This is a genomic window from Butyricicoccus sp. AM78-15b2TA, from assembly GCF_027665985.1.
Taxonomy (GTDB): Bacteria; Bacillota; Clostridia; order Oscillospirales; family Butyricicoccaceae; genus Agathobaculum; species Agathobaculum butyriciproducens.
In genome coordinates this window covers 96,796-113,799 of the sequence record NZ_JAQEHY010000010.1, presented here as the reverse complement: position 1 = coordinate 113,799, position 17,004 = coordinate 96,796, and the positions used below count along the sequence as shown (strand labels likewise).

The 17,004-nt window shown below is 46.8% G+C and carries 13 protein-coding genes and 1 pseudogene; 3 read left to right on the top strand and 11 right to left on the bottom strand.

Translation table 11 applies throughout. The features are described from left to right. A partial coding sequence (locus tag PGS25_RS10490) for an S-layer homology domain-containing protein (RefSeq protein WP_270418605.1) occupies positions 1-566 on the bottom strand: 566 nt, incomplete at its 3' end. Between the two features lie 361 nt (positions 567-927). Here PGS25_RS10490 and PGS25_RS10485 point away from each other — a divergent pair. After that, a complete protein-coding gene (locus PGS25_RS10485) occupies positions 928-1,131 on the top strand; it encodes a hypothetical protein (RefSeq protein ID WP_270418603.1) in 204 nt (67 codons plus the stop codon). A gap of 226 nt (positions 1,132-1,357) precedes the next feature. Here PGS25_RS10485 and PGS25_RS10480 read toward each other — a convergent pair whose 3' ends face one another. Continuing rightward, complete coding sequence (locus PGS25_RS10480) at positions 1,358-2,740, bottom strand: undecaprenyl-phosphate glucose phosphotransferase (RefSeq protein ID WP_270418602.1); 1,383 nt, start codon at positions 2,738-2,740, stop codon at positions 1,358-1,360. Between the two features lie 230 nt (positions 2,741-2,970). On the opposite strand from PGS25_RS10480, the gene PGS25_RS10475 reads away from it, so the two are divergent. Together PGS25_RS10475 and PGS25_RS10470 are read left to right on the top strand one after the other, a co-directional pair. Beyond that, positions 2,971-4,110 (top strand): glycosyltransferase, encoded by a 1,140-nt coding sequence (locus tag PGS25_RS10475; protein ID WP_270418600.1) that lies wholly within the window; start codon positions 2,971-2,973, stop codon positions 4,108-4,110. Then, entirely contained in the window at positions 4,107-6,863 is a 2,757-nt protein-coding gene (locus PGS25_RS10470) for an O-antigen ligase family protein (RefSeq protein ID WP_270418599.1), read from the top strand. Before PGS25_RS10475 ends, PGS25_RS10470 begins: the two co-directional genes overlap by 4 nt. A 225-nt stretch (positions 6,864-7,088) precedes the next feature. Here the strand turns inward: PGS25_RS10470 and PGS25_RS10465 are convergent. The 9 genes and pseudogenes from PGS25_RS10465 to PGS25_RS10425 form a co-directional block, all read right to left on the bottom strand. Continuing rightward, positions 7,089-8,178: pseudogene (locus tag PGS25_RS10465) on the bottom strand (IS256 family transposase). A gap of 262 nt (positions 8,179-8,440) precedes the next feature. Beyond that, positions 8,441-9,403, bottom strand: a complete 963-nt coding sequence (locus PGS25_RS10460; RefSeq protein WP_270418597.1) for a hypothetical protein — start codon at positions 9,401-9,403, stop codon at positions 8,441-8,443. A gap of 201 nt (positions 9,404-9,604) precedes the next feature. After that, positions 9,605-9,802 (bottom strand): DUF4062 domain-containing protein, encoded by a 198-nt coding sequence (locus PGS25_RS10455; protein ID WP_270418595.1) that lies wholly within the window; start codon positions 9,800-9,802, stop codon positions 9,605-9,607. A 485-nt stretch (positions 9,803-10,287) separates the two neighbouring features. Then, on the bottom strand, positions 10,288-11,394 hold the full coding sequence (gene galE / locus PGS25_RS10450) for a UDP-glucose 4-epimerase GalE (RefSeq protein WP_270418593.1): 1,107 nt from the start codon (positions 11,392-11,394) through the stop codon (positions 10,288-10,290). Beyond that, entirely contained in the window at positions 11,369-12,226 is an 858-nt protein-coding gene (rfbA, locus tag PGS25_RS10445) for a glucose-1-phosphate thymidylyltransferase RfbA (protein WP_270418591.1), read from the bottom strand. Before rfbA ends, galE begins: the two co-directional genes overlap by 26 nt. A gap of 21 nt (positions 12,227-12,247) precedes the next feature. Further along, on the bottom strand, positions 12,248-12,706 hold the full coding sequence (locus PGS25_RS10440; RefSeq protein ID WP_270418590.1) for a GtrA family protein: 459 nt from the start codon (positions 12,704-12,706) through the stop codon (positions 12,248-12,250). Continuing rightward, on the bottom strand, positions 12,696-13,631 hold the full coding sequence (locus PGS25_RS10435; protein ID WP_270418588.1) for a glycosyltransferase family 2 protein: 936 nt from the start codon (positions 13,629-13,631) through the stop codon (positions 12,696-12,698). The genes PGS25_RS10440 and PGS25_RS10435 overlap by 11 nt, the downstream gene beginning before the upstream one ends. A gap of 19 nt (positions 13,632-13,650) precedes the next feature. Next, complete coding sequence (locus tag PGS25_RS10430) at positions 13,651-15,867, bottom strand: hypothetical protein (protein WP_270418587.1); 2,217 nt, start codon at positions 15,865-15,867, stop codon at positions 13,651-13,653. After that, positions 15,842-17,002 carry an HAD-IIIA family hydrolase gene (locus PGS25_RS10425; protein ID WP_270418586.1) on the bottom strand — a complete coding sequence of 387 codons (1,161 nt, stop codon included), beginning with the start codon at positions 17,000-17,002 and terminating at the stop codon, positions 15,842-15,844. The genes PGS25_RS10430 and PGS25_RS10425 overlap by 26 nt, the downstream gene beginning before the upstream one ends. Positions 17,003-17,004 lie beyond the last annotated feature (2 nt).

Below are 17,004 nucleotides of genomic sequence, written 5' to 3'. Positions count from 1 at the left end.
AGAATCTGTGCAGCGTACTGACGCGGCAGAGCAGCGTTCAGGTCGGTGTCAACGTCCTCGAACAGGTTGTTCAGCTGGCCGTACTTCATGGTGTTCTGAGCCCAAGCTGCGCCGGTCAGGCCAGCCTTCTGAGCATTGTAGCCAGCAGCTACCAGTACCATCTTTGCAGCCTCGAGACCGGTTACGGTATCGTTCGGAGCAAACTTGGTTACAGACTTACCAGCGATGATGCCGGTGTTCTGCAGGTAACGTACGTAGCCCTGTGCCCAAGCTGCGGTCGGCAGATCGGTAAACTTGGTCGGCAGGGAGGTGTAGGCCTTGGCATTGTCATTGCCGCCATTCATGATCGTAAAGATCATCTTTGCCATCTGAGCACGGGTAACGGTGGTGTTCGGCTTGAAAGAGCCGTCTTCGTAACCCTGAATTACGCCCAGAGAAGAGAGCATGTCTACAGCGGTGGTTGCCTTGATGTCAGCCTTGTCGCTGTAAGACGCTGCACCAGCGAACATGGTGAATGCACAAGCAAACGCCAGTACCAGTGCAAGAACCTTTTTGAGATTCTTCATAGGGGTTTTCCTCCTTAAAAAATTTTGTACGAGTTCTCACTCGTCGTTAAGTATATTACCATAGTCAAACACAGGGGTCAAGCGCAGTTTGCCATCCGTAACATGAATGTAACATTACCTGTAATGTTACATTTATGTGTGTTACACTTTTCCCCCGTTCTCCCGCAGAGCAACCACCATCATATAATAAGGTATCCCTTCCTTCCATAGCAACTGATGTTGCAAATTTTCCTGTTTCCGCTTATACGGAATATGCTTTATAACGCAATTAAAAAGTAGCGTTGCCACACTCAGGTTTGGCACCACAAGGCTCTATCCCGGCCTTATGTCGGGATATCTTTGTATTATAGGAGAATTTTCTATGAATTATCGAATTGGTTTATATCTGGACAATGATAAAATAAAGAGTGGAACCTTTGAGATCTCTACACTCGATAAACACTATATTCGTACATCGATTCCTTTCTATAGTCTTCGCTCACTATATAAGTGCGAAGTCGATCCTCTTGGAAAGATACGCAAAATCACAAGTCCTGAAAAACGCATGACCTTTCATCTCAAATAATCCACACAGAAAAAGACCTGTACACAACGTACAGGTCTTTTCCCATTCAAGAACTCTGGAATTTCCCATTTCTTTATCATTAACGCAATTAAAAAAGCAGGGGAGCCACAGTCTTAAAAAATTTTGTATCCATAGTATAACATAAAATACCCTATGTGCGCAAGCATACTCACCTACTCTTGCGACATTACAGTACTAAAAATAATTGCAAATGCACCCACTCGGCTCACTTGACAATAGTTTCGCTGTTACTGAATTTAAACACCGTCATAAACAGGATTTTTATGTCAAAAAGCAGTGTCCAGTTCTCAATATAGTAAATATCATGCTCAATCCGTCCTTGAATCGACGTATCACCGCGGAAACCGTTCACCTGCGCCCAGCCGGTGATGCCCGGCCGCACCTGATGCTTGACCATATACAGCGGCACGCTTTCCTTAAACTGGTTTACAAAATACGGCAGTTCCGGCCGCGGTCCGACCAGACTCATATCGCCCATCAGCACGTTGAAGAACTGTGGTAGCTCATCGATCGAAAACTTACGGATGAATGAGCCGAACTTGGTCTTGCGCGGATCACTGTTGGTACTCCATCCGGTATTCTGTTTATCATTCACGCGCATAGAGCGGAATTTGTACATATAAAACGGCTTTTTATTCAATCCCACACGTTCCTGCTTGAACAGGATCGGGCCTGGTGAGGACAGCTTAACACCAATCGCTGCGAACAGCATAATAGGCGATGTGCACACGATCAACAGCAGCGAGCCAACAATATCCACCGCCCGCTTCAGGAACGCGTTGCCGATATTATCCAGCGGTATATGACGCAGGTTGACCAGCGACACGTCCCCCACCTCGTCGATCGACGGACGCGACGGCATATACTTATTGTAAAACGGGATAAGCGACATTTTCACGCCGTTTTTCTCACTGCTCGCAATAATGCTCTGCAGATACGGGTACTCGTCCGCCTCCAGTGCAATGACCACCTCATCCGGTGCGGCATGCTCGAGCACATGTGCCAGCGCATCGTATGTACCGCGATAGGCAATGCCCGGCATGCAGTCGCGCGGTGCAAGATAGCTGTCCACGCAGAAGCCCAGCGTGCGGTCGTTCTGCACCGCACGGCAGTACGCCTGCGCCTGTTCCCCACAGCCGATCAGCAGCACATGCTTCAGATTATAGCCGTGCTCACGGAACGAACGCAGCAGCCGTCGCAGAAACCATCGTTTGACCGCCACCGCGATCGTTGCCAGCGCAAAGAACACAAACAGCGTCCAACGCGACAGGTGAAACTGCTTGAACGCAAAGAAAAATGCCAGCAAAATACCGAAAATGATGGTGTTGCTCCGCAGCAGCAGGCTGAACTCCTGCAAAAAGTTTTTGGCGCGGAACGAATCATACAGTCCCATCAGACCGTACAGCAGCCAGAACAGCGGCGAAACACACAGCACCGCCATCAGATAATACGACAAGCCGATGTGCCCGGGCATGCCGTGGAACAGCGTAAAACGGATAAAATATGCAAGGATCATGCAGGGGAAAAGAATCAACACGTCAGTCAATCCGTTGATTTGATTGAGTGTCCGCTGGTTTTCTTTGATCAACCTTGGTTCCTCCTATTATATGTAATCGATACCAATTTTATAAGTTTATCACATCCGGCATAATTTTACCACCTGTAAACGACTTTTCTCGCCAAATAAATTCTCTCCAGCAAGACGATAATATCTCACCAAACCTTGACAAAACAGGCGTTTCGGAGTAATATTTTGCTATAAATACGTGCGCAGGCGGCGTAAGTTGCCTGCGTTTTTCTCTGAAAGCAGGTCACACTGTGAACGGTAACAAAAAGCTACTATATATTGCCTCATCATTTGGGCATTTAGCGTCCTTTCATCAGCCTTATACCGAGTGGTTGGCACAACAGGGTTATGAGGTTCATGCGGCAGCTGGCGGCGAGCAGCGTGCATTGCGCGGTGTCAGCCGATACATTCCGTTGCCGTTTGAAAAAAGCATGTTCTCGCCGCGCAACTTTGCGGCAGTCTTGCAGCTCCGCTCCCTGCTGCGGCGTGAAAATTACGCCATGATCAGCCTGCACACCTCGCTTGCCGCGTTCTTTGCGCGTCTGGCGGTGCAGCTTTTGCCGAAAAGGCAGCGTCCCGTGGTGATGAACACCGCACACGGCTATCTGTTTGATGACAGCACTCCCTTGCTCAAACGCACGCTACTGCTCAGCGCCGAGCGCATGACCGCGCCTGTCACCGACTGGCTGCTGACCATGAACCGGCAGGACGAGCAGATCGCCAGGCGCTACCGGCTCGGACGGCACATCGTCCCGACCCCGGGCATGGGCATTGCACTCACGCGGTTCTCCCCTCCCTCACAGGAGGAAAAACGCGCCCTGCGCCGTGCGATGGAACTGCCTGAAAACGCACTCGTGCTCATCTACGCGGCGGAGTTTTCCGGCCGCAAGAACCAGAAAATGCTCATCCGCGCCATGCCTGAGCTGCCGAACGCCGTACTCCTTCTGCCCGGCCGCGGTGCACTGCTCGATGATTGCCGCACACTCGCGCAGCAAAAGGGCGTTGCCGACCGCGTTCGCTTCCCCGGATTTACGTCCAACATCGAGCAGTACTACCGTGCTGCCGACCTTTGCGTGTCCTCCAGCCGCAGCGAGGGACTTCCCTTTAATGTAATGGAGGCCATGGCCTGCGGTCTGCCCGCGGTACTCTCCGATGTCAAGGGGCACGAAGATTTAGTGCGTTCGGGCGAGAACGGCCTTTTATTCCCCTATGACGACCAAAACGCCTTTATCCGCGCTGTAAAGCAGGCCGCCGAGCCTGCCCTGCAGGCACAGATGAGCGCCGCCGCGGTACAGACCGCCGTTCCATACGGTATTGACGCGGTATTCCCCACGCTCACCGCAATTTATTCTCAAGCAATTCCTAATCAACCTAAGGAGGTTTCAGAATGACTGAAAAAACAGCAAAATCCAACGCCGGAAAAGGCTGGCTGTGCTGTGCGGCGATCATCGCCCTGTGCGTGATCAGCTGCTTTGCACAGAACGGCACCTACACGACCAAAAAGGTGCTCGGTCTGCTCGGTGCGGTCGGCATCATCGGCATGATGCTGTTCGCAGACAAAGCACGCATCAAGCGCCTGATGAGTCCACCGTCGTTTGCACTGCTGGCCTATCTGCTGCTGGAGGCTTTATCGACGTTCTATGCCCGCTCGGGCAAGTTCGCCATCGCGGAATTCTCCTGCAATCTGATTGCCTTTGCGGTGTTCATGGCCATCGTGCTTTTCTCCGACAATGGCAAGCAGTCTTTCCGCCGCATTGCAGCGGTGCTCGCAACAGCAGCCGCTCCGGTCGGACTGCTGTCTATTGACGCGGCATCCTGCAACATTCTTATGCGCCCCGTGCGTCCGCTGCTCGAGTTTGTCGGCCGCGGCTATGACAACACCGGCGCGTACTTCTACTCCCGTCTGAACACCATTCTCGGCAACCCGAACATCTACGCAGGTCTGATGTCCGTCGCGTGCCTGATGTCTCTGTGGCTGGTGCTCACCTCTGAGAGCCGCAGACAGCGTATCCTGTGCACGGTTCTGCTGATGGTGAATGCAGTTTCCTACCTGCTGGCGTTCTCGATGGGCTCGCTCGGCGTATTTGTCGCAGCATGCGTGCTCATGCTCGTGCTTTCGCCCAAGGAGACCCGCTCCGGTCTGTTCCTGCTGTTGCTCCAGACCGCGGTCATCGCGCTAATCGTCGGCGCGGTATCGGTCAAGGGCTTCGGTGACACGGTCACCGGCTCCCCCCTGCCGATGATCATGCTCGTAGTCGGCTGCGTCGCTGCCTGTCTGCTCGAGATCGGCGTGCGCGGCAAGCTGGCCGAGCGTCTCGCGGATAAGGGCAAGCTGCTGATCGGTGCGGTTGCCGGTATCGTGGTCGTGATCACCATCTATCTGATCGCGGCACTCAATGTCACCGGTGCGTACACCTTCGGCACCGAGGGCGATTTCCGCCGTACCGCGGACCTGCCCGCCGGCGACTACACGCTGAGTGTGGATGCCTCCGCGCCGGTAAACGTGCGTGTTGCGTACAAAAACACCAACAATCTGGTGCAGAATAACGAAACCGACCTTGCAAACGCCTCCACGGATAACGATATTACCTTCACCGTGCCCGAGGACAGCAAGCTCGTGTTCTTCTACATCTCCTGCGATCAGCCGGGCGTGACGATCAATACCGCCACCTACACCGGTGCAAAGAACGGCAGTGTCAAGCTGGGCTATAAGCTGCTGCCCGCCTTCATTGCAGACCGTATTCAGGACCTGACCGCAAACGGCAACGTCGTACAGCGCGGCGTATACCGTCAGGACGCTATCAAGCTGTGGAAAACCGCACCAGTGTTCGGCCGCGGTCTGGGTGGCTTTGAGAACGGCGTTGCCTCGGTGCAGGATTACTACTACGAGACCAAATACGCCCACAACCACTACGTTGAAGCGCTCTGCGACCTCGGTGTGCTGGGTCTGCTGGCGTTCCTGTCCATGCTGGGCACGGCTGTCTGGGCGCTCGTCAAGAGCCGCAAGGAAAAGCCGCTCATCGTCATGCTGCTCGCGGCCTGCGTGCTGCAGATGTTCGGTCAAGCCGTTACCGATGTAACGTGGTCGTCCGGCTCCTGCTTGCCGATGTTCTTCGCCGTGCTGGCAGCTATCACCGTATTCTGCGCGGATTCGCTCCGTCTCAAGCTGCCCGAAAAGAACAAGGGCGGTGCGGTGCGCTGGCCGGTAACCGTCGTCTGCGCGGTATTCACTGTGCTGATTGGTCTCAACCTGATCGCGCAGGGCAAGCTGAACAGCGACAATCTGACCCTTGACGACCTCAAACTGGGCGCAAAAATCGACCTTTTTGAGGCAAACGACTACAAGATGTCCTATCTGATGAGCAACTACGACGACGAGACGCTTGCCGCCAAGTACGCCGCATCGCTCTCCCGCGTACAGTCCAACACAATCACTGTACTGCTGGCGCAGTATTACGCCAACACCGGCGATTTCAGCCGTGCATTTGATATTCTCGACCGCGGTGCGGAATACACCCGTGCCAACGCCGAGCAGTGGCAGAAGATCTTTCGTCTGGAGGAAGCCATCGTCGATCCGGTCGGAAGCCTGTCCGCGGTAGAGCGCATCAAAGACGATACCTATATCAAGCGTGTTGTAAACTCCTATAACAAGCTGTGCGAGACAAACGCACAGCAACTCGATGATGTTACACTGACCGAGCGCAACAACACCTTTCTCAACAAGGTGCTGGCCATCTCGGCAACCGATTCCTACGATATGCGCACCGCAATGAACACGTTCTCCAATCTGGTGCTGGATACCGCTTCCGCGCCAGATGTCAACGCTGATAACCAGCCCGACTTCGCCGAAGTCACCGAGGGCAGCGCATCGTGGAACGAGGGCGGCGCATTCACCGCAGATACCGACTGCACTATTTCCTTCACCGCAGTCATCAAGAACGACGGTGACTATGCTCTGACCGTACAGAGCAGTAACGCCGCCGGTATCACCGCCGAGGTAGGCGGCACCACCGTGACGTTTGATGCGGCTGGAAAGGGCACCACTCCGGTGCATCAGCTCGGCGATGCAGACAGCACAACGACCATTACCCTGCACGTTCCGGCAGGCACCACGGTCGAGCGTGTAATATACACTATGGAATAATCATTGCTCATTTCCGAAGTCTTCTAGCATTACTCGTTTCAAGATACTTCTCCCTACAAATAAAGCAATCGCTGTATGTGGAAATCAATCCGCATACAGCGATTATTTTATTTATAAAAATAATTTTGCCGTCGCATATAAAACGGTCTGTTGTGAATATGGACTCAATACGGACGGACCGACCGCGTCAAGTAAAGTTCGCAAAAAGGCTCCTGAAAAATGAAGTTAAGCTGCGATGGTCAGAGTTGCCGCAATAGATTCATGGCTTATGTAGGCTCTGGAAACAGACCAGTCCTCAGCATATTCCATGAGATACGTTGTCACCAGACGAACATAAGCCCTTTCATTCGGAAAGATTCCAATCACGCTGGTACGTCTCCGAATTTCACGATTCAATCTTCCAATCCGTCTTCAAGGCACTGAACCGCTTTCGGAAAGCGTTTGGCGTAGGAGTCGATCACATCATATGCCCGCTTTCTCGCTATCTCCGCCGTGGGCGCCAGCCAGATTTCCTTTAGTACCGCGACAAAGACTTTCTTCTCTTTCTGCGGCACATAGACAAGAATATTCCGCATGAAATGCACCTTGCAGCGCTGCCACGAGGCACCGGAAAAGGACTCACGGATTGCCAAAACCAGCCCGGAGTGAGCATCTGAAATGATAAGCTTGGGCGTGAAAAGACCGTGGTCTTTCAGATTCTGAAACAGCACTCCATAGGAGCTCCTGGATTCCTCGGCCATAGGTTCAACGGCGATGATATCTCGATGTCCATTTTCGTCCACACCGCATACGATAAGTATCGCTATGCTGACAATTCTTCCATCTACTCGAACTTTTTCGTACAGTGCATCCCCCCAGAGAACCGGGTATACTGTATCAGCAAGGGAGCGATTACGGAACTCCTCGACCTGCTCATTCAGCCCTTTTGTCATCTCACTGACCTGGCTTCTGGATAGATTTTCAATGCCGAGGCTATGTGCCAGCTTCTCCATTTTTCGAGTGGAAACGCCCTGCACGAAGGCTTCCTGAACCACCTGTACGAGCATCGCTTCACTGCGCTTGCGCTCCGTGACGAAGAACGGAATGTAGCCGCCCTAACGAACCTTGGGCACCATGAGGTGCATCGTGCCCATTCGGGTATCCAAGCGGCGTGGACGATAACCGCTGCGGTATCCGCTCCTGCCGTCCGTGCACTGACTTTTCTCTGCGCCCAGCTGCTGATCGACCTCGGCTCCATGAGGTGTGTGCACAGCCATTCCAGCATACTCAGCATCGGATCCGGCTGCGTCACACATTGCAGTAGCAATTCTGTCAGATTTGTGGTATTCTATTTGTGTGCCATTAGGGTCTCTCCTTTACATCATGATTTTTTCGACAACTATCATTTTACAGGAGCCCTGATGGCTTGTCTATTGCCTATTTGCTTTTGCGAACTTGATTATACGCTATCAGCGGATTTATTATAAAGGTTTCCGCCACCGGAATGCTGGTTCCCTTAAAAGCGGATTTGCGGTTTCCTATTTCCGGACAGTAGAGACACGGAGCCCGGATTATTCAGTAAAGGGAAATGTACTTTCTTATATCATTAAATTAACATTTTTCTTAACTTTGTCCAATGCTGAATCAGAGAATACATTTTGACTATTCATATGGGTTGCCAAAATAATGTACTCCATCAAAAATATATCTGTGTACATTTTAAACGTATCTATATTGGCATTAATACTGTTCATTCGAGCAGCAACATTACCGTGAAAGTTGTTACAACGTGAAGCATAAAGTATTCCAAACAGAACAAACGATAATCTTTCTTCATCTGTGAATCTATATTTTTGTTTTGTTTTTTCCTCATCATGAAATGTAATCTCAGTTTCTTCTCCGAGCATAAGTATTTTTAGCTTTGTTCCAAAACTGTGTATTATTCTTCGACTTTTTTCTTTATCAGCTTCATTAATCCCAAAATTCACCACATTCCCATCAAGTATCGGATTACAAATCTGGCAGTATGCTTTTCCATAGGCATTATCTAAGATTTCCAATAGCGCTGAAATCTTTCGTTTTAACGATTTATATGAAGATGCTCTGTACTTTTCTGCAATTCCATTCTTCTCCATCGCATATCCTTTAAGCATATATGACGCCACATAATGAAATGTCTTGTTGGGTAACTTCTTAAAAAAAGGCTCTAAAATTGTTTTATATTTATTATTCCAGTTTTCTAAAATTGCATCTCGAACAATCTCAATACCCTTTGTATCTTGGCAAAATTTTATATTGCTGTCGCTCAATTCCTGAACATAATATGAGTGGTTAATTGCTTGCCAGCAGAAAAGTGCCGCCAAATCTGGTCTCTGCGGTAGAACATAATAACTATCAAATAGATATGTTAATATTTCATATGGATAAGATGTCCTTTGCGTTTCCCAGTTTTCATCATATAGAAAGTTGAGATTTTCTAAAATATTATTATCATCACATGGGAGAAGATATATATGATCATCTTTTGAATATTCTTTTGCAAGTCTTAAAATACTATCCATAATAATTAATACCTAATAAATTTATTTTTTCATATCTCTGTAATCACATAAAATACTGTCAAGCAACAAGCATTATCTGCGCAACATCTACTTTTATTATCTATAATATATTGTCATTGACATACAAAGATCAATTCTGTTTTTCTGGATCTTCATACTCCGCACACATCAACTCAATCTTTGCTTTAAATTCACCTTTTTTCATTGGGATAATATAGATACCTCGGAAGAATCAATAGTTTCACTGATTATCTGCCATTGTTCCTCATTTGCTGCACCAAATAGCTCCATTCCCACTGGAAAATGATACATTGAAAGAATTGCATCACGCACTTTCGCTCTTCCTTCCATTAAGTCCTTATATGTAGAACTTATAAACACCTGATATTTCTTATCCATGTGCATAGTTTCCTTTCAAGTGCCCTTCACATTCTCAACAATTATGTGTATTACTCTATTTTTATAAATTATACTACAAATTTATAAAAATTTCCAGCATTTCTTTCAACACTGTATAACACTTTCCGTGTATAAATCACCACAAGAGCTCCCTCCGCGCAGACTTTCAGCACCGCCTTTCCCGCGTTTCAGTTTTGCTATACCGCAATAAAATGCCAGAACTTTTAATGTAAATATACTACGCAATTCCCGCGATAATATTTATCTAGCGATCCTAAAATGATAGCTTATTGCAAATTTCTGTAATCGAATCATCTTTGACGACAGCCCACGGAGAATCATGGCCAGCCATACAGTTCGTGTCATATCGTTCACAAAGTATTGGAAGTGGCAATTCGATAACATCCACTGCCCTTTCGGCTGGGGCATCACTGATGCCTAATCAGAACAGATTTTCCTATATATAAATATAAGAAAACCAACACTTATGTTGAACTGAGTTGTACAGTATTAAACTTGATAGTATTTATTAAATTTCCAGAAGTATACCCTTCCGGATTCCCACTCTGCCAGCGCCAGGTATCTCTGCACATAGCCGTCAAGTCACGCTCTGCCTTCCAGCCGAGCACCTTTTCGGCCTTATCTGCATTCGCCCAGAATTCCGGCAGGTCGCCTGCGCGGCGCGCGCCGAATTCATGCTTGATTGCAACGCCGGTCGCGTCCTCGAACGCGTGAACAATCTCCAGAACGCTGTACGGCGTGCCGGTACCAAGATTAAACACCTCAACGCCCTTGTGCTGTGCGGCGTACTCAACCGCCTTCACGTGACCGTCCGCGAGGTCCATCACATGAATGTAATCGCGGCGGCAGGTGCCGTCCGGCGTGGGGTAGTCGTTGCCGAAAATCGTGAGATGATCGCGGCGGCCGACGGCAACCTGCGCGATATACGGCACGAGGTTATTCGGAATACCCTGCGGGTCCTCACCGATACGACCGGATTCATGTGCGCCGATTGGGTTAAAGTAGCGCAGAAGAACGACGGTCAATTCCGAGTCGGCCTTTGCCGCGTCCTCAAGAATCTCCTCCATCATGACCTTAGTCCAGCCATACGGGTTGGAACAGCTGCCGCGTTTCATCGTCTCAATATACGGAATCGCATTTTCTTCGCCATAAACCGTTGCAGAAGACGAGAAAACAAACTGCTTGACGCCTGCCTCCTGCATGCACTCAAGCAGCGTCAGCGTGGTGTCGATGTTGTTGCGATAATACTTCAGCGGCTGCTGCACCGACTCACCGACTGCCTTCAGACCGGCAAAGTGAATCACGCAGTCAATTTTGTTTTCTGCGAAAATCTGCTGTACCTTAAATTTATCTTTTACATCAGTCTCATAGGCGTGAACCTGCTTTCCGGTGATTTCTTCTATACGATTGATAACCTCCGGACAACTGTTGCTGTAATCATCTGCGATTACTACGTCGTGTCCACTCATCAAAAGCTGTACAGCGGTATGCGATCCAATATAGCCTGCGCCGCCTGCTAACAAAACTGTTATTTTATACCCTCCGTTATAAGCACTGTAAGTACTGTCCATAAAGCGTCATGCCGAGCTCTTGTCCGGCTTTGTGCACCTGTTCTTCTGTCAGCCATCCCTGATTGAACGCCAGTTCTTCCAGACAGCCGACATAGCGTCCTGTCTCAGCCTGGATATTTCGAATAGTCTGTCCGGCGTCCATCAGGCTGTCTGCTGTACCAGCGTCTAACCATACGACGTCCCGCTCGAGCGGGAGCACCTGCAATTGATCCCGGCGCAGATATTCCAGATTTACGTCAGTGATTTCAAGCTCGCCGCGCTGAGACGGCGTGAGATTTGCCGCAATCTCCATCGCCTGATTGTCATAAAAATAAATGCCGGGGATTATGTAATTGCTTTTCGGATGGCGCGGCTTCTCTTCAATCGAAATAGCCCGTCCATCCTCGTCAAACTCTACCACGCCGAATGGTCGCGGATTTTCGACCCAGTAGCCGAATACCGTTGCACCGTTCTGCTGCTGTGCGCCCTTACAGAGCACTTCACGCAGCGTATCGCTGTGGAAGATGTTATCGCCCAGCACAAGGCATACCGAGTCGTTGCCCACAAACTCTCGACCGATCAGAAGTGCGTCCGCAATACCACGCGCGACAGGCTGTTCTGCATAGCAAATCTGAATGCCGAACTGACTTCCATTGCCGAGCAGCGCGCGGAATGTATCTGTCTCGTTCGGCGGAACGATCACCATGACATCGGAAATGCCCGCTTGCATAAGAATTGCAAGCGGGTAATAAATCATGGGCTTGTCGTAAACCGGAAGCAACGGCTTGCTCATCGGTTTTGTCATCGGGTAAAGGCGCGTGCCTTTGCCGGCGGCTAAGATTAGACCTTTCATACTTTTTCCTCTATCCATTATTTATTTATAGACAAATATTTTCCGTGCTGCATAATTCCAGAACAATACGAGAATCGATGCAGCAATTTTTGCGATTCGGTAATCCAATCCTATCAAATCTGTTCCTGCAAAAAGCAATGCTTCTGTAAGCAGCAGTCCTATTACTGAAATCGCCAATACCGAAATTAGCTCTCGCACGTCGATTTTCGAAGATGCCGTAGATCGAAATATCATCCAACGCGATACAAGGAAGTTGAACGCGAAGCCCACAATGAATGAAATAATTCCTGCCAGCAGATACTGCATTCCAAGCCATCCCAGAATACAATAAACACCGAAATCAACAACAAATGCGCCGCCGCCTACAAAACCATAACGGAATAACTGAAGCCATCCGTTATTCGTTGGAGCATACAGCAATCCAGACCAATCACAATTCCATAGCAGGCGGAACATCTCCGTTATGCCCTTATTTTTCATCGTTTCCCATGCCTTGCAGAATCGTCATTTGAAGCTCAAAATTCTGTCGGCTCTTCTTGCTCTGCGTATCAAGAATTAAACCGCAGACGAATGTTTGCAAGGAAAACAACGCCATAAAGCAGGCAGCAATAAAAGTTGGCAGTCGCGGGACCAAACCTGTCTGATGATACTCATTCAGAACAGGCCAAAGCAGCAGCAACGCAATAATCATCAATACCGCTGCGCATATACCAAAAAAAGGAAGCGGTTTGTAATCCTTAAAAAGACGGCCAATCGTCTTAAGAACTTTAAACCCATCCGAAAACGTGTTTAGTTTCGACACACTGCCCTCAGGCCGATCTCGATAATCTACAGGGACAGAGATCAATGCCAGATTCTTGTCCAATGCATGTATGGTCATCTCGGTTTCAATTTCAAATCCCTTAGAAAGAACCGGGAAGCTTTTAACGAATAATCTGCTGAATGCACGATAGCCGGTCATAATATCGGTAACGTTGCCGCCAAAAATGCTGTTTACCAGCTTGCGCACCAACACATTACCCGTGTTGTGGAATGGACGCTTATTTTCTGTAAAGTATGTAGACGACAGACGATCGCCGATAACCATATCATATCCGTCATCCAACACCTTGCCTACCATATCCCGCGCATTCTCCGCCGGATATGTGTCATCACCATCGATCATCAGATAGCAATCCGCTTCAATATCACGAAACATAGAACGAATAACATTACCCTTACCCTGTCGATGCTCATAGCGCACTTCCGCGCCTGCTGCACGCGCAATTTTATCCGTACCATCGCTCGAATTGTTATCGTAAACGTAAATCGTTGCTTCCGGCAAAACTGCGCGATAGTCTGCTATAACCTTTGCAATCGTTGCACTTTCGTTGTAGCAGGGTATTAATACTGCGATTTTATCCATATTCTTCTCCTTTTTCTTATCAAGAATGTACTGAACAGTTTTCTGTATTTGTAGATACTATGGCAAAGTGATACGGCTCAATACTCTCCTGTTCTACGCCATTTCCATCCGTAATTTTAAATTCAATTTTCAGCGTATGTTTTTCTTTTAAATCTAACGCATACTTGAGCTTATAAAATTCTTCTTCCTCAATTTTAATAGTATCCTGCTTGATAACCGCAGATCCATCCGATATGATTACCTGTAATTGAGCATTATCAATTGCTTGCTGAAACCAACCAAAGTTATTAATTAGACCTCCGCAAAATTCGACTTCAATCCGAGATGTCTGTGGTTCTATATATAACTCTTCTTGATTTAAAGCAGATGCATAGCAATATGTATTTTGTCCTTTTCCCAACTTCATTAATACCAAATTATTACTATCAATCAAGTGACCATTAAGCCATTCCAAATTCATTAGCTTAAGACCATATTCATTTAATTTTTCGATGTGAGTTTCAAAATCGCCTTCAGCGACATAAAACATATCATAAATATTCAATCCCTCATCGAACATAGTATCTATTTTTTTTAATGCGATTTCTTGCTGCTCATTTGCTAAGCGGTTATGTACATATCCATTAAAAATAATCGGTACATTTTTATTGATCTGATAAGCGAAACTACCTTTTGATCCATCATTCATCAAAAAAGCATCTATTTTTTCTGATTGTTCTACATTTGCAAATTGATAATCAGAAAAAACTTTAGTAACATTGCCTTTATATTTATCTAATGTACGCCAACTCCATTCATATCCCATTAAGTCAGCGCTTATATTAGCAACCGGTCCTATGGCGAAAATTCCCAGCAATATTGTGGCGACGATATAGCAATGATATTTTAACCTTGTAAAACACGTCGAAACAAATTGGATAAAAATAATTCCTCCCACCATGTAACCAAGGATAAAATATCGAATATGTCCTGTTGTCACAATCCATAACACATATGAGATTACAAATACAAGACAAAGCACTGTCATCTGTTTATACTGTTTATTCTTTTTTACGTTGTTTTTACACGTAAAAATAGTTACTACTTTCCAGATAACAGCTATCCATATTCCTATACTGCCAATTGCCCATTTATTAGGTATTTCCGACTGGCGATAGCCTGGTCGAAACATTAAATAAATTGGCCAGAGCAAATAATCTTTAATCGTTTCTGGCCCCCAGCGCGTGTCTTTGAAATTCTCAATGGGGAAATACTCAGACTGAAATAATTTATTGTAGTATGGGAAAACCGGATTTCCAGTTTCTATCATATTATAAATTAGATATACACATACTGGTAGAATCGCTGTAAAAAAGCTAATTACAAAATCTTTTATCGTAATTTGTTTTCTATAGCGATATAAATATATACATAGCAATGGAACTACATATACAACATTTGTCATTTTCATGCAAAACAGCATTCCACACAGAAAAGCAACATACGCATGGTTCGGTTTTTTTTCTGTATCCTGAAACAAGAGAATTTTGAGCAATTCTAATGCAAAAGGAATACCAAATAAATCTACCATATATGTGCCAAACTGAAGTGCGACATCATGTGTCATTACGACCAAAAATGCAAGAATTCCCTCTTGTGTTATAATCCATGCAATATTCTTCCACGCACCAGATACTTTTTCCCGGCAAATCACAAAATCCTCATCTAATAGATTTTTTATTATTTCATATACCTGAGTGTAAATGATTATAAGGACAATTGAACCAAATATTGTACCCATACGATATCCTAATAAAATCCGAGGCAAATAAAACATTCTATCAGGTAATGCAAATCCAAATAACTGAAAATCTCCGGGTGCTATATTATATGAGAAATTGTGCATAAATCCTGGATTCTGTGCTATCAAATGATAGTTCATTACATCTGTGGAAGTATCTGGTACGCCCCCCTTAATAATGCCAAGCGCCAAAATACTGAATACGCCTAACCAATATACAATATCTTTTCTTTCGCGAATAATTATTACCCGTTGCCTCATTATGTAGGTAATACTGCCGCACGCAATTAACACTATTACTCTCGATATTACACTTGCTTGTGGCCATTTCAAAATAAAGCAAAACAAATCGATCCAATCACTTAATAAAATTGCAATCGCATATAATAAATAAATTGCAAATATAATCGATATTTTCATCTTTTCTGATTTATTCTCGCTTAGTCTTCGAAGCATCTTCATTCTCCTTGTTTTCAATCATCTCACTTTTAATCCCACACTTCTCCCCTGCTTCCACATCCCACGGCTTATCACCGAACAGGATACACTTTGCTGGATCAAGATCAAACTCTTGAATCGCGTCCTCGATCATACCTGGTTCCGGTTTGCGGCAATGGCACGGTCCCGTAATCTCCGGATGATGTGGGCAGAAGTAAAACGCATCGATATGTGCTCCATACTCCGCCAGTCTTTCATTCATATAGTGGTGAAGCGCTCGCATTTCTTTTTCACCATAATATCCGCGTGCAATACCAGCCTGATTGGTCACTACGATGACCTTATATCCCCAGTCATTCCATTTACGGATAAACTCAGGCATACCAGCAATAAACTGCAAATCTTCCGGTCGATGCAGATAATGAATATCTACATTGATCGTACCATCTCTATCGAAGAAAGCCGCTTTATTGATTGGAGCACGTTCTTTCATCGTTTCCTGTGCTGCGGCGTAATCCTCAGGAATACCGATGTCGATGAAATATCCTTCGCTTTCCACGGCAGCCATCTCTATTTCTGCTGTCTTAGCTTCCAGAATCTCATTCTCAAACGAAAACTTATCCTTAGGATAATCTTCAAGAATCGTTCTATTTACCAGATAGATACCGCCGTTAATCAAGCCTTCATCGCACGGCTGTTTCTCTCGGAATGCCTGAATTCGACCGTCTTCAATCTGAACAGTTCCATAGCGCGCAAAATTCTTCATCCGCTTTACAGCTACAACGAGCGGCGCACTTTCTCGCTGCATCGCCTGCAGATCCACATCGAAGAAGGTATCTCCATTCACAACAAATACACGCTCTGCACTGCATAACTGCAGTGCTTTTTTTATCGCGCCGCCCGTAAACAATGGGGTATCTTCAGATGAATACACAATCTGCATTCCACGATAATGTGCGCCGAAGTAGTCTCGAATCACTTCCTGCTTATAGCCAACCGCGAGCACAACCCGTTCAATACCCTTTGCCTGCAAATCATCTAATATGAAACGCAGAAACGGCCTATTGCATACGGGTGCCATAGGTTTCGGCACATCTGATACAACATGCGCCAAGCGGGTTCCAAAACCGCCTGCTAATACAATTGCTTCCATGA

Excerpts from the sequence above, each read along its gene's own strand:
- PGS25_RS10485 (WP_270418603.1), top strand. The coding sequence starts at position 928 with ATGAATTATCGAATTGGTTTATATCTGGACAATGATAAAATAAAGAGT.
- PGS25_RS10470 (WP_270418599.1), top strand. The coding sequence starts at position 4,107 with ATGACTGAAAAAACAGCAAAATCCAACGCCGGAAAAGGCTGGCTGTGC.
- PGS25_RS10460 (WP_270418597.1), bottom strand. The coding sequence starts at position 9,403 with ATGGATAGTATTTTAAGACTTGCAAAAGAATATTCAAAAGATGATCAT.
- PGS25_RS10455 (WP_270418595.1), bottom strand. The coding sequence starts at position 9,802 with ATGGATAAGAAATATCAGGTGTTTATAAGTTCTACATATAAGGACTTA.
- galE (WP_270418593.1), bottom strand. The coding sequence starts at position 11,394 with ATGGACAGTACTTACAGTGCTTATAACGGAGGGTATAAAATAACAGTT.
- rfbA (WP_270418591.1), bottom strand. The coding sequence starts at position 12,226 with ATGAAAGGTCTAATCTTAGCCGCCGGCAAAGGCACGCGCCTTTACCCG.
- PGS25_RS10440 (WP_270418590.1), bottom strand. The coding sequence starts at position 12,706 with ATGAAAAATAAGGGCATAACGGAGATGTTCCGCCTGCTATGGAATTGT.
- PGS25_RS10435 (WP_270418588.1), bottom strand. The coding sequence starts at position 13,631 with ATGGATAAAATCGCAGTATTAATACCCTGCTACAACGAAAGTGCAACG.
- PGS25_RS10430 (WP_270418587.1), bottom strand. The coding sequence starts at position 15,867 with ATGCTTCGAAGACTAAGCGAGAATAAATCAGAAAAGATGAAAATATCG.
- PGS25_RS10425 (WP_270418586.1), bottom strand. The coding sequence starts at position 17,002 with ATGGAAGCAATTGTATTAGCAGGCGGTTTTGGAACCCGCTTGGCGCAT.